At 37.1% G+C, this 12,911-nt stretch carries 13 protein-coding genes and 1 tRNA gene; 10 read left to right on the top strand and 4 right to left on the bottom strand.

What is annotated here, in order from left to right:
- Positions 1-7 precede the first annotated feature (7 nt).
- The 6 genes from rpmI to mgtE all read left to right on the top strand — a co-directional run bounded on the left by rpmI (position 8) and on the right by mgtE (position 4,118).
- The gene (gene rpmI / locus REI64_RS15680) at positions 8-208 is read left to right on the top strand and encodes a 50S ribosomal protein L35 (RefSeq protein ID WP_097129443.1); all 201 of its coding nucleotides are present in this window, start codon (positions 8-10) and stop codon (positions 206-208) included.
- A 73-nt stretch (positions 209-281) separates the two neighbouring features.
- Positions 282-626, top strand: coding sequence for a 50S ribosomal protein L20 (gene rplT, locus REI64_RS15675; protein WP_138727511.1), 345 nt, complete (start codon positions 282-284; stop codon positions 624-626).
- A 341-nt stretch (positions 627-967) separates the two neighbouring features.
- Complete coding sequence (gene trxA, locus REI64_RS15670; RefSeq protein WP_308851084.1) at positions 968-1,267, top strand: thioredoxin; 300 nt, start codon at positions 968-970, stop codon at positions 1,265-1,267.
- A 163-nt stretch (positions 1,268-1,430) separates the two neighbouring features.
- Positions 1,431-2,036 (top strand): hypothetical protein, encoded by a 606-nt coding sequence (locus REI64_RS15665; RefSeq protein ID WP_308851083.1) that lies wholly within the window; start codon positions 1,431-1,433, stop codon positions 2,034-2,036.
- 1 nt (position 2,037) lies between these two features.
- Positions 2,038-2,742 (top strand): DUF3307 domain-containing protein, encoded by a 705-nt coding sequence (locus tag REI64_RS15660; RefSeq protein WP_308851082.1) that lies wholly within the window; start codon positions 2,038-2,040, stop codon positions 2,740-2,742.
- Positions 2,743-2,768: 26 nt separating this feature from the next.
- Positions 2,769-4,118: a magnesium transporter gene (mgtE, locus tag REI64_RS15655; protein WP_308851081.1), complete on the top strand. Its 1,350-nt coding sequence runs from the start codon at positions 2,769-2,771 to the stop codon at positions 4,116-4,118.
- A gap of 64 nt (positions 4,119-4,182) precedes the next feature.
- On the opposite strand, the gene REI64_RS15650 is transcribed toward mgtE, so the two are convergent.
- On the bottom strand, positions 4,183-4,593 hold the full coding sequence (locus REI64_RS15650; RefSeq protein WP_308851080.1) for an organic hydroperoxide resistance protein: 411 nt from the start codon (positions 4,591-4,593) through the stop codon (positions 4,183-4,185).
- Between the two features lie 81 nt (positions 4,594-4,674).
- Positions 4,675-6,846 (bottom strand): FUSC family membrane protein, encoded by a 2,172-nt coding sequence (locus REI64_RS15645; RefSeq protein WP_308851079.1) that lies wholly within the window; start codon positions 6,844-6,846, stop codon positions 4,675-4,677.
- Between the two features lie 69 nt (positions 6,847-6,915).
- Between REI64_RS15645 and REI64_RS15640 the strand changes: the two genes are divergently transcribed.
- The 4 genes from REI64_RS15640 (at position 6,916) to REI64_RS15625 (ending at position 11,649) form a co-directional block, all read left to right on the top strand.
- Positions 6,916-8,094 (top strand): P1 family peptidase, encoded by a 1,179-nt coding sequence (locus REI64_RS15640; RefSeq protein WP_308851078.1) that lies wholly within the window; start codon positions 6,916-6,918, stop codon positions 8,092-8,094.
- Between the two features lie 751 nt (positions 8,095-8,845).
- On the top strand, positions 8,846-10,192 hold the full coding sequence (locus REI64_RS15635; protein WP_308851077.1) for a PhoH family protein: 1,347 nt from the start codon (positions 8,846-8,848) through the stop codon (positions 10,190-10,192).
- A 115-nt stretch (positions 10,193-10,307) separates the two neighbouring features.
- Positions 10,308-11,477 carry a mannonate dehydratase gene (gene uxuA, locus REI64_RS15630; protein WP_308851076.1) on the top strand — a complete coding sequence of 390 codons (1,170 nt, stop codon included), beginning with the start codon at positions 10,308-10,310 and terminating at the stop codon, positions 11,475-11,477.
- Between the two features lie 98 nt (positions 11,478-11,575).
- Positions 11,576-11,649, top strand: a tRNA-Arg gene (locus REI64_RS15625).
- Between the two features lie 263 nt (positions 11,650-11,912).
- Here REI64_RS15625 and REI64_RS15620 read toward each other — a convergent pair.
- Positions 11,913-12,371: a DUF1801 domain-containing protein gene (locus REI64_RS15620; protein ID WP_308851075.1), complete on the bottom strand. Its 459-nt coding sequence runs from the start codon at positions 12,369-12,371 to the stop codon at positions 11,913-11,915.
- 135 nt (positions 12,372-12,506) lie between these two features.
- Complete coding sequence (locus REI64_RS15615) at positions 12,507-12,908, bottom strand: OsmC family protein (protein ID WP_308851074.1); 402 nt, start codon at positions 12,906-12,908, stop codon at positions 12,507-12,509.
- Positions 12,909-12,911 lie beyond the last annotated feature (3 nt).

The raw sequence follows: 12,911 nt of genomic DNA, 5'->3' as shown, positions 1-12,911 counted from the left end.
ACAGGTTATGCCAAAAATGAAAACCAATTCCAGTGCTAAAAAGCGTTTTTCGCTTACTGGAACAGGTAAAATTGCAAGAAAGAACGCCTACAAAAGTCACATCTTAACAAAAAAGAGTACTAAACGTAAGCGTAACTTAACCACCACTAGCATGGTAAATGATGCTGACATGGGCAACGTTAAACGTATGCTTTGCATCGGTAAGTAATTAATTTTTAACCCGATACTCGGTTTCAAGATTGCTGTAACAAGCAACACCGCTTATCAAAACACAACACATTATGCCTCGTTCGGTAAACGTAGTAGCTGCTAGACGCAGAAGAAAAAAAGTCCTAAATATGGCCAAAGGCTATTGGGGATCAAGAAGCAAGGTTTTTACCATTGCTAAAAACACAGTTGAAAAAGGTTTGCAATATGCATACCGTGACCGTAAAGCTAAGAAAAGAGAATTCCGTGCTTTATGGATCCAACGTATCAACGCTGGTGCTCGTGAGTACGGCGTATCTTACTCTCAACTAATTGGTAAATTAGCTGCAAAAAACATCGGTTTAAACCGTAAAGTTTTAGCTGATTTAGCGATGAACAATAAAGAAGCTTTCAAAGCTGTTATTGATGCAGTAAAATAAGATACTGAAATATTAAGAAAAGGGAGCGATGAAAATTGCTCCCTTTTTTTATATGCATCCTCGTCATTGCGAGGCACGAAGCAATCTTAGCTACCTTCTAAACTGATGCTGACCTATAGCGAAGCGGAAAGCTACGCAGTAAAATAAATTACGATGACGGATTATATTATAAAGTCTTCGTCACCCTAAATTTATTTGAGCATCTGCTAAATAATGTAATTGTTTAGAGGTTGCTTGGCTTGTAAGATTGCTTCGTGCCTCACAATGACGAGAAAGCTTGTTAATCAAATGTTGTAAAAACCATCTCCATTAATCTTTGTTCAATTTAAAAGCAATATACTATGTCTAAGTTTTCAGAATTGATTAATGGCGATAAGCCGGTGTTAGTAGATTTTTTCGCAGAATGGTGTGCACCTTGCAAAGCTATGGGGCCAATTTTAACAGAGCTGAAAAGCCAAATAGGAGATAAGGCTGCTATCATAAAAGTTGATGTAGATAAAAATCAAGCGGCGGCCAGTGCATTTAACGTACAAGGTGTGCCAACCTTTATTCTATTTAAAAAAGGTAAAGCTGTTTGGCGTCAAAGTGGTGCCGTTCCCGCTCCGCAACTAAAACAACTGATTGAAATGCATGCTAGCTAAATCATCACTGTTTTATAAATAATACTTTTTCTATAAGCTTACCAACGTTTATATAAATCCAATAATCTATTATAATTAATATCGGCTAATTAACCGATATTTTTATTTATCGGCTATTTAGCCGATATTTTTATTTATCGGCTTTTTTGCCGATATTAGATTTATGATTGCAGTAATAACAGGAGATATCATAAATTCAAGAGAACTATCAGTTCTTTGGATAGATACATTGAAAAAATCGTTATCGGCTTTGCCCAAAAACACTAAATGGGAAATTTTTAGAGGCGATAGTTTTCAAATAGAGTTAACACCAGCTACAGCATTGCTAACTGCAATTTACATTAAGGCTTGTATAAAAACCATTAAGGGCGCCGATGTAAGAATAAGCATCGGTTTCGGGAAGAAAGATAAAAAGACTTCTGAAAGGGTGACGGAGGCCAACGGCGAAGCTTATGTTAACTCTGGTGAAGGTTTCGATACCTTAAAAAGCAATAAAGTTAATCTAGTAATTAAAAGTCCATCAGTGGCTTTTGATGAAGATATGAACCTTTATCTAAAATTAGCACTTATTGCAATGGATAGCTGGAGCCCAATTGCTTCCGAAGTGGTAAAGCAAACTATCGAGAACCAAAACGAAAACCAGGACAAAATTGCAAAAATATCTGGTAGAAGTCAATCATCCATTAGCGAAGCACTTAAGCGAGCCCATTTTTCGGAAATAATGGAGCTGGAAAGTAAATTTAGAAAGTTAATTGTAAGCAGCTTTTAAAATGGATATTGTATTAATTAAATTATTGTTGGCGCACATTTTAGGAGATTTCTTTCTACAGCCAGATCAATGGGTAGCCGAAAAAGAGAAGCTAAAGCTAAAATCGAACAAACTATATCTGCATGTAGCTATACACATCGCTTTAGTGTTTTTAGTCTTCTTTTCGTTCAGTGCTTGGTTGCCCGCACTAATTATTGGAACAAGTCATTTTGCTATAGATGCTTGTAAACTATTGTTCCAAAGAACTTCGAACAAGCGATTATGGTTCTTTGCAGATCAGGTATTGCATATTGCGGTAATTGTGGTTTGCTGGCTATCTTTTTATGATGGTGCAAGTATCAATACTAATTTTCTCTATGATGCAAAAGTTTGGCTCTATGTCTTCGGAGCATTACTGCTAACATCGCCAACGGCTATAGTTATCAAAGTGCTTATTGCCAGATTTATACCTAGCAAAGGATCAATTTCATTGCATAATGCTGGGAAATTTATAGGTATTTTAGAAAGATTGCTTATTTACGTTTTTATATTAACAGGTCATTTAGAAGCGGTAGGTTTTCTCTTAGCTGCAAAATCTATTTTTAGGTTTGGAGATTTAAAGGAAGGAAACGATTTAAAGCTTACAGAATATGTTTTGATAGGTACGCTGCTCAGTTTTGGGATAGCTGTAGCGCTATCATTAGGCATTGCACATATCAATTTATAAGGTCAAATTTTTAATTTTGCGGAGAAATGCAATCGTTCGAACTAGATAAAACAGACCTTTCTAAGCTAAAGACGGCCATAGATGGCGACGACCAATTGCTGAGCGCAACTTTGGACGAATATCATGCGTCGGAAATTGCGATCTTGTTCGATAATATTAATTCGGAAGACAAACAGCGCATCATCAATCTGTTAGAAGTAGAAAAAGCTTCTGAAGTGATTGCGGAGATGAGCGAGCAGGCCCATCCAGAAGAGCTATTAATTCAACTACATCCAGAAAAACGTACGGAAATTGTAGAGGAGCTAGATTACGATGACGCTACCGATATTATTTCCCAGCTGGACGAAGAAGATCAGCAGGAAATTCTGGAAGACCTAAGTGCTGATGATGCCGAGAGTATCAGGAACTTATTAAGCTACGACGAGGAAACTGCTGGTGGTTTAATGAATACGCAGATGATTAAGGTGAATATTAATTTCACCAAAAAAGATGCGATTGATGAAATTATTAGGCAAAGCGAAGAAATTGAAGAGTTCTATACGGTTTTCGTAATAGACGACGATGAAACTTTCAAAGGAATTGTCTCATTAAAAGACATCATTAAAGCAAAGGGCAATCCCAAAATTACCGCAATGGTAAAACCCGATGCTGTATATGTAAAAGCAGAAACCGATCAGGAAGAAGTAGCCAAATTATTATCTCAGTACAATTTAACCAGTATTCCAGTAGTAAATGATGAACTTAAATTACTAGGGAGGGTAACTTTCGATGACGTTATAGACGTTATGGAAGATGAGAATACGGAGGATATCTTGAAAATATCTGGTGTATCTGAAGATGAGGAGCTAGCCGGTAATTGGATTGATGCCGTAAAGTCTCGTTTGCCTTGGTTAATTATCAATTTAGGGACGGCTTTCTTAGCATCTGCAGTGGTGAGATATTACGAAGATACTTTAGCCCATTTAGCCATTCTTTCTGCTTATATGACCATTATTGCTGGTATGGGTGGTAATGCTGCTACACAAGCTTTAGCTGTTACTGTTCGTCGTATTTCTTTGTTCGATTTAACAGATCAACAAGCTTACCGCACAGTTTTAAAAGAATTTACAGTTGGAATGATAAATGGAGCGGTAACAGGCTTGATTGTATTAGTATTTGCTTATTTCTTCGATGCCAATTTGATGTTAGGTTTAGTGATATTCATGGCTATGACAGGAAACCTAATCATCGCAGGTTTTACTGGTGCAGGTATTCCCTTGATTTTGAAAAGGGTAGGGATAGATCCAGCTATTGCTTCGTCTATTATTATTACCACTTTTACGGACGTTTTTGGATTTTTGTTGCTTTTGGGCCTAGCAAGTAAGTTGTTGTTGTAGACTAAAAATACTTACGAAGTTTTTAAAACTTCGTAAGTATTTGGATATCATAACGAGAAGTAGATTAAACAGCGGTAACCCTAGTCTCTATATTGCCTTTTGTAGCTTTTGAATAAGGGCAAACTGCATGGGCTTTATCTGCAATTGACTGCGCTTCTTCGATACTGATATCTGGTATATGTACATCCAAATCTGCCGATAAGGCAAAACCTTCACCATTTTTGTTAAAAGAAACGTGAACATTTACGTTGGCATTACTCGTGTCAACACCTTCTGGGGCGGCTACAGAATGTAAAGCGCCTAAATAGCAAGAGCCCCAAGCTGTAGCAAAAAGCTGCTCAGGATTTGGAGCGCCGCCTTGTCCGCCCATTTCCTTTGGTTTTCTTAAATCGGTTTCAAAAATTCCATCGCTAGATTTTGCGTGCCCATCTCTACCGCCAATAACGGTTACAGAGGCTGTATATAACTTTTCCATAATATTTTCAGTTTTTTATGGAACAACTAAATAGGGTTTTAGTTTGTACAAAACTATCAAGATGAATTAAGCCAACGAGATTTATATCTTGATTTTCTCCGTCAATTTGAAAATATCGTAAGATACTTTTTGGATCAGATCAAACTGCTCTGCAATCACTACATCTGCATCAGATAATTCTAATCCAGAGGTGTTTTTTAACCTGATGAGCGGTACGTTGCTCAATTCATCATTTTGTTTATTCAGATTTTCACCAGCGTTTTCCAAAAGATAATTAGTGTTTTCGGCAATAGGTTTAATATCCTGATAAGACACGCAAACGAAATTGTGCTCCTTAATATATAGTGATAAACTGGCAATATAAGATGATAGCAAATGGTTAAGTACCGTAAATTGATGCAATTCTTTCATGTAAACCTGCTTACTTTTAGGTTCAGAAAACATACGCTGAAACATCGAAGCCAAGTTAGAAGTAGTTACATAAACTTCTTTACGTGCTAATTTATAGTTAGTTAAATCAAATCCTTTCTCAAAATATAGCTTGGTAACTTCCTTAAAATACCATTGATTGGACTTAATCATATCAGCCATTGCTTCTTTCAACTTCTCGTGTTCCCAATTGGGAAATAAAGAATAACTGCCGATAAATGCAATGCCAGAACCAATTAAGGTATCATAAATCCTTTCGGTAGCGATAGACATGGTACCCATCCCCAAAAAATCAAAAATAATGAGGATATAGGGGGTCATGAAAATTACGCTAACTACATAGTTTTTACGCTGAAAACTGTAGCCAGCAATCATAAAAAGTATCAGGATAATGAACAGCGTGTTTTTATCGTGGATGTAATGTAAAATGCCCATCCCAATAAATGCGCCCAAAATAGTACCGATAATACGGTGGTAATTCCTTTCTTTGGTTAAGCTAAATCCTGGTTTTGATATTACCAAAATCGTTAGCAAAATCCAGTAGCTGTGGGCAAAATCTAGACTGCGAGCCGCTACAAAGCCAACCAGCATTACAATTGCTACGCGTACCGAATGCCTAAACGTAGAAGAGCTAAAAGTAAGGTTGTTTAATAATAATTTTGTATTGATTTCCTGAGAGTTAACAAATTTACCTACATCAACTTCGCCCTTTTTAATTTTACGTTGTTCTTTCTTGTTAAAATATTTGTTGATGGTTTTGATACGAGCTACAATATTCTCAATATTAACTTCGATATTTTTTAAGGCAATGATGCCTAAAGTGTTGTATTCTTTGTTTTTATGCTGTTCTAAATCACTAATTTCTTGGCGAAGTTTTTCGAGATCTTTTTCTAAATTTCCGGCAAGATGTGGTGTGCCGCCACTTTTTAGCGCAAAGGCAATGTCATCCAGCGAATCTGCAATTTTATTGATCGCTTCTTCGTAATGGGATAAAATACCAACCGAGTCGAACTGCTCGTGAAGTTGCTTGTAATTGTAATAGGTAGACATTACCTGCTCAAACAGGTCTACCATATCGGTAAAAACAATGAGCAAAAATCTTCCTTGCGGTGTAGATTCTCGAACAATTTCTCTCGTTTTAAACAAAACCTCACGCACTTCATCTTGCTTTTGGTGTACATCTACCTGCAGTTGAAGTAAATCAGCATAGTTCTTATCGTAATTGGTGTTTTGTGAGTAGAATTTAGCTTTGGCTCTTAAAAAATCGGCAACCTCATGTATCGAATCACTTAAGGTTTGTTGTGCCAAACGGTAGGGCCGCAACCTGTAAATAAGATAACTTAGAGAAGTGTACCAAATGCTACCTATAAATACCAACATGCTGTAGAAAATCACTTCCTGCCATGGTCTTACATCGTCAATGCTTAAAATCATGATCAACAAAACCGATGTGCCAATAGAGGCAGCTCTGTTGCCATACAAGAAGAGCATAGAAAAAACAAAGCTAAATACTACTAGTAAAACGCCAGTAAAAAGGTCGCTTTTGTTCGTTAATCCTACAATAATGGTCACTAAAAAAAGAAGCGCCGTAGTCACAAACATGGCATTTCTGCGGTGATGGATAGGTCCTGGCGAATCTACAATACTCACACACAAGGCTCCCAATGAAAGGGTCATGCCGTATTGTAGCATCCCGAAATGTGCCATCACCAAAGATGGACAAAGCACTCCAAAAGTGATGCGCAGCCCTTCGGCAAAATAGTTGCTCAATAAAAAGTCTTGGGTATCTCTAATTGGGCGGTGAAGCATATACAAATCTAACATTATTTGTGCTGAATTAGTTTGAAAATTGGCAGCAAATGCTTCTTTTTATACTTCAATAAATCTTATAAAATGAAGGTGAGAACATTTTTAGGTGTTGGTTTGGCTTTAGCGATGATTAGTTCTGTTACAGCTGCTCAAGAAAAACGCGGACGAGCAAGAGATTTTGGCGTATTCACTGGTATCCTTAAAGCAGGAAAATACAATGCCATTACTGATGTTGCCGGCGTAAAAGTTGGACACACTACATTGATTAAAGGAGATTCGGTTAGAACTGGCGTTACAGCAATTATCCCACATGGTGGAAACGTTTTTCAAGAGAAAGTACCAGCAGCAGTTTATGTAGGTAACGGATTTGGCAAATCGATGGGTTTGTCGCAAATTAAAGAGCTGGGCAATCTAGAAACTCCAATTTTATTGACGAACACCTTAAATACGCCTTTGGTAGCCAATGCACTACTAGATTATATGTTGGCACTTCCTGGAAATGAAAATGTGCGTTCTGTTAATGCCATGGTTGGCGAAACCAACGATGGTGGGCTAAATGATATTAGAGGCAGGCACGTAAAAACTGAAGATGTATTGGCAGCACTAGAAAATGCAAGTGCTGGTGTGGTTACCGAAGGCTGTATTGGCGCAGGCACCGGTACAGAGGCTTTAGGTTTTAAAGGTGGGATAGGGACAGCTTCACGCGTATTGCCCGCTTCTAAAGGTGGCTATACGGTTGGCGTGTTGGTGCAGTCTAATTTTGGAGGCGTATTGCAAATTAACGGAGCCCCAATAGGTCGTGAGTTGAATAATTTTTATCTGGCGGATAAAAGCAAACCTTACAAAGCCGATGGATCGTGTATGATTATTATTGCAACCGATGCACCGCTTTCTGATCGCAATTTGGAGCGCTTAGCTAAACGTTCGTATATCGCCTTTGGCAATGTGGGTGCATTTTCGTCTAATGGCAGTGGCGATTATTCTATTGCTTTTTCCACTTATGAGAAAAACAGAATACCTCACAACACAAAGGAAAGCATAAAAAACATATACGAATTGAACAATGATGATTTATCACCTTTGTTTTTGGCAGTTTGGGAAGCAACAGAAGAGGCGCTACTAAATTCGCTATTTGCGGCAACTGACACTAAAGGGAAAAATGGGCGAGAGGTAAAGGCATTGCCAATTAAAAAAACGATAGAAATTTTAAAGAAATACAACGCACTTAACCAAAATTTGCTTCCGATGGCAGTAGAAAAATAGCCAATTTTATCGCTTTTGTTAATAATTTGATTGTTAATATCTTAATATGTAAATTTGCAATACTTCGTTTAAAGCTAAAATTGCTCGAAAAGTATAATTATTAGATGTTTATAAGTGTCAATGATTTGGTTTATAACTTGTTAATAAATTAATTGCATTTTTGTTGGGATATATTGCTTTAGATCCTAATTTAGATGATATCAAAAACGAAGTACTTTGACCGTCTGAAAAAAATCCAAAACGAAAATCAAGCTGAAAAGCTACAAATTTTCGGGATTAAAATTGTATCAGCTACTCGTGTCTTTAATGACCTTGTAGGTTCAAATGAAGTTGAAAAACTGAAAGTGAATAATAAGCCAAAGATACTCAGGTCATTCGAAAGAACGGATGGAGTTAGGCAGATAGGTTTAAGACCTAAAAACTGAACAATAAACAGACATTGGTGGGAAAAACTGGAACTCTATGGAGAGAAAGTTTGAGAACATCATTTTAACGCAGAACAATCGAAAGAAAGGGAAGCAAAAGAGGTCAAGTAAAAATTCGATTGATAGCTTATCATTGTTTACGGATAAAGATAAGTTTAAAACGGAGAACCAAATCGAAAGAGGCAGTTCTCCGTTTTTGTTTTAATGGTGGTTTGTTGTTAGTTTGTTTACTGCGTCACTAACTCATCGGTTTGCTTATCTGCTCTAAATCCGTCGAACATAAATCATTATCAATATTCCTTATTTAATGCTAAATTTAACGTGTTATGGCAAAAAAGGAGAACCCACAGCTTTCTAAAAAGATTTTTGTATTAGATACTTCGGTAATATTATACGATCACGATGCAGTAAGTAATTTTCAAGAACATGATGTAGCCATACCAGCTTTGGTGTTGGAAGAGCTAGATAATTTCAAAAGTGGCAACGATACCAGAAACTTCGAAGCCCGTAATTTTATCCGTATTATAGACAATGCTTCAAAAAATAACCTCCTCAATAAGTGGTTTAACCTCAATAAAAAAGGCACAGGAAGGTTTAAGATACAGATGGAGGAAAATCCGACTGAGCAAAATGCAGAAACTTTGTTTAGCCAAGGGAAGTTTGATAACCGTATTCTTAACTCAGCTTTGGTTCTAAAGGAAGAAAATCCTAAACACAAGGTGATTTTAGTATCGAAAGATATTTGCTTAAGATTAAAAGCGAAAGCGCTTGGTTTGCATGCCGAAGATTACGAGACGGGTAAGATTAAAAACGTTGAAGAGCTGTACAGCGGAAAAACGACGTTAAATAATTTTGATTTGTCGCTTTTAGATCAGTTAAAAAAAGAAACTATAATAGAAACCGCGTCATTAGATTTACCTTATAAGCATTCTAATCATTTCTATATCCTCAAAAACAAAAGGAAAGAAATACCTGCATTTTATAATATTAACGATCGAACATTAAAGTTGGTAAAAGATGACTTGGTTTTTGGTGTTAAACCTCGCAACGCAGAACAGAGTTTCGCCATAGAAGCATTGTTAAATCCTGCTATAAAACTGGTTACTATACAAGGCAATGCTGGCACAGGAAAAACACTGTTGGCCTTAGCAAGTGCCTTAGAACAGCGCAGAGAATACAGACAGATTTACATTACCCGACCAATTGTTCCGCTAAGCAACAAGGATATTGGGTTTTTGCCAGGAGATATTAAATCTAAGGTAGACCCTTACATGGCACCAATTTGGGATAACCTTAAATTTATTAGAGATCAGTTTGCGAAAGATGAGAAAACGCAGTTAAAGATTGACGAGCTGGTGAGAACCGAAAAGATCGAAATAGCCCCTTTAGCCTTCATTAGAGGCAGAACATTAAATAAGATTTTCTTTATCATTGATGAGGCCCAGAATTTAACTCCTCATGAAATTAAAACAATTATTAGCAGGGCAGGAGAAGATACTAAAGTTGTTTTTACAGGTGATATTTATCAGATCGATACACCTTATTTGGATTCTGAAAGTAATGGTTTGTCCTATCTCATCGAAAATGCAAAAGATCATCCGCTGTATGCGCATATCACTTTGCAAAAGGGCGAACGTAGCGAACTTGCCAATCTGGCAACAGAATTACTTTAATCATCTCAATTCAAATAAATGATTTTTACGCTAACGTTTCCGTAACTATTTTAACCTATCCTTTACGGTCTAATAACCTAAATTATGTATTATTGGATATCCTTATATAAATAAAATGAGTAACCATAAACTATTACAAACTTGGCGTTGGTACGGTCCAATTGATCCAGTATCGTTACAAGATGTTAAACAAGCAGGTGCAACGGGCATCGTAAGTGCTTTGCATCACATTCCACATGGTGAAGTATGGCCAATTGAAGATATCAAAGAGCGTAAAGCAATTATAGAAGCAGCTGGCTTAACTTGGAGCGTAGTAGAAAGTGTGCCGGTTCACGAGGCTATTAAAACACGTAGAGCTGATGCTGGTAAATATATCGAAAACTACAATCAATCGTTAAGAAACTTAGCCGAATGTGGTTTGAAGACCATTTGCTATAACTTTATGCCAGTACTAGATTGGACACGCACTCAGTTAGACCTGGAAATGCCAAACGGTGCAAAAGCGTTGTATTTTAACTGGACTGATCTAGCTATTTTCGATTTGTACATATTTGCAAGAGAGGGTGCAGAAGCAGATTATGATGCTAATATTCTAGCAAAAGCGAAGGCAAAATATGCGACAATGAGTAAAGAGGAAATCGATCTTTTACGTACAAACGTACTGATGGGTATTCCAAATGAAAAAGAGATAGAATTAGAAACGCTTCGGGCGAGCATCAATGAATATAAAGCTATTGGTCACGATGGTTTGCGGGAGAATTTGGCTTGGTTTTTATCCAGCATAGCTGAAACTTGTACGGAGCTGGGGATTAAGATGACTATCCACCCAGACGATCCTCCGTATTCTATTTTGGGTTTGCCGCGTATTGCTAGTACAAAAGAAGACTTTGTGGATATCTTGAGAAGGGTAGATCAACCATTTAATGGTATCTGCTATTGTACAGGTTCGCTTGGAGCAGGTACCAAAAATAATTTGGTAGAGATTTTCGAAGCTGTTAAAGACCGTGTATATTTCTTGCACTTACGTAACGTAAAGAAAGATGAAGAAGGTAATTTCTTTGAAGCTGATCATTTAGGTGGCGACGTGAATATGTATGAAGTGATGAAAGCTGTAGTAGCTGAAAATGCTAAGCGTATTGATCCTATTCCCTTTAGGCCAGATCATGGCCATCAGATGTTAGATGATTTAAATAAGGTAACCAATCCGGGATATTCAGCTATTGGAAGGTTACGTGGTTTGGCCGAACTGCGTGGTTTAGAGTTAGGTATCTCTGGAAAGTATTAAACAGATAAAATTTTCAATTTTTTTTAGTTTAATGCCGCAAGAATTATATCTTTGCAGCACTATAACGAAAACGACTATTCGTTGTTGTCATTATAAGGGCCTCCATAGCTCAGCTGGATAGAGCACCGGTTTTCTAAACCGTAGGTCACAGGTTCGAATCCTGTTGGGGGTACATAGAAGGTCTTTAGCGATAATGCTAGAGACTTTTTTATTTTTTGCACCCATTTTTCGCCCATAAGAAAGGTTTACGCTTTTAAAACTGTCTTCTGGATAAAATATTTGCTTTTTCAGTAACCAATAGATCTAAACTTGGTGCCGCACTTAGCCTAGAAATACGTTGGTGTTATAGACTATAAGAAATATTTTGCTTAGTACGGGATTCTGGCTCTGGGTAGCTTGGTTTTCCACCTTCTGAGCACTTAAACCAGCGAATTTTCAACTTGTTGCTCCGTATTTCAATTGAGTAAATCGAATAGTTTCGTGCATCATTTCTTTAAGAACATCTATATTGATGTCTGAGAGTTTTTTGACATAGATACAGCCTTTGCCCATTTTGAATTTACCAAGTTGAGGTAGTAATTCATCATTTTTAGGTGTACCAGTATAAATATATAGCGAAATAGCTGCCTTGCGTGGAGAAAAACCTACGAGTGGCCAATCGCCTTCTTGTCTGCTTTTTTCTGATTTATAATGATAAATGCCAAAACCAATAATGCTTGGTCCCCACATTTTTGCTTCGTACCCAGTGTAATCTGTCATTATTTTCAATAGTTCAAAACCATCTTTTCGCTTTTGCTCGGTATCTGCAAAAGTATTAATGAAATCGGCAACGTTTGCCTCTGTTTGTTTAGTTTTAACAGTTGATTTAACTTGTTTTTTCTGTTCGGTAGACATAAATTTCACATTAGTGTTATTCTAATTTAGTCAATAGTTTCGGAAAGAAGATGAAAATTAAACCAATCATTTAATCAAAGATGATTTTTAAGTGGTTCTTTTTCTGATAGAGTTGGCGTCTACACAGATTAGCGTTTAGTTGCTGATTACCTTTATTGGGTTGCTCAACATTTTGTGGATAGGGCATTTATCTGCAATGATCATCAGTCGCTTTCTTTGCTCGTCAGATAAATTTCCAATTAATTCGATCTTGCGTTCAATCACTGTACCTTCATCCATCTCGTTTTCGGGACAAATTGCTAGATTTATCTTAATGCCTTCCAAGGGGATTTCTTTTCTGTCTGCATACATCCTAATTGTAATTGCTGTGCAACTGCCCAAGCTGGCAAGCAACAGCGCTCCTGGTGCCATGCCCTCGTCTGTTCCTCCCAAATCTTCGGGCTCATCAGCATAAATAAAGTGGCCATCTGCAAAAATTTTTGTTTTATATTTTGATTGATCTAGCTCTACAACTGCAGTAATTTGTTTTTTGCTCATATT

Origin of the sequence: Pedobacter sp. (assembly GCF_031119335.1) — a bacterium.
Taxonomy (GTDB): domain Bacteria; phylum Bacteroidota; class Bacteroidia; order Sphingobacteriales; family Sphingobacteriaceae; genus Pedobacter.
The sequence above is the reverse complement of the archived record's forward strand: the minus strand, read 5'-3'. Positions and strand labels throughout refer to the sequence as shown.

Coding starts and splice junctions, on each gene's coding strand:
- REI64_RS15665 (WP_308851083.1), top strand. CDS start 1,431: ATGATTGCAGTAATAACAGGAGATATCATAAATTCAAGAGAACTATCA.
- mgtE (WP_308851081.1), top strand. CDS start 2,769: ATGCAATCGTTCGAACTAGATAAAACAGACCTTTCTAAGCTAAAGACG.
- REI64_RS15615 (WP_308851074.1), bottom strand. CDS start 12,908: ATGAGCAAAAAACAAATTACTGCAGTTGTAGAGCTAGATCAATCAAAA.
- REI64_RS15640 (WP_308851078.1), top strand. CDS start 6,916: ATGAAGGTGAGAACATTTTTAGGTGTTGGTTTGGCTTTAGCGATGATT.
- REI64_RS15635 (WP_308851077.1), top strand. CDS start 8,846: ATGGCAAAAAAGGAGAACCCACAGCTTTCTAAAAAGATTTTTGTATTA.
- REI64_RS15645 (WP_308851079.1), bottom strand. CDS start 6,846: ATGTTAGATTTGTATATGCTTCACCGCCCAATTAGAGATACCCAAGAC.
- trxA (WP_308851084.1), top strand. CDS start 968: ATGTCTAAGTTTTCAGAATTGATTAATGGCGATAAGCCGGTGTTAGTA.
- REI64_RS15660 (WP_308851082.1), top strand. CDS start 2,038: ATGGATATTGTATTAATTAAATTATTGTTGGCGCACATTTTAGGAGAT.
- rplT (WP_138727511.1), top strand. CDS start 282: ATGCCTCGTTCGGTAAACGTAGTAGCTGCTAGACGCAGAAGAAAAAAA.
- uxuA (WP_308851076.1), top strand. CDS start 10,308: ATGAGTAACCATAAACTATTACAAACTTGGCGTTGGTACGGTCCAATT.
- REI64_RS15650 (WP_308851080.1), bottom strand. CDS start 4,593: ATGGAAAAGTTATATACAGCCTCTGTAACCGTTATTGGCGGTAGAGAT.
- REI64_RS15620 (WP_308851075.1), bottom strand. CDS start 12,371: ATGTCTACCGAACAGAAAAAACAAGTTAAATCAACTGTTAAAACTAAA.
- rpmI (WP_097129443.1), top strand. CDS start 8: ATGCCAAAAATGAAAACCAATTCCAGTGCTAAAAAGCGTTTTTCGCTT.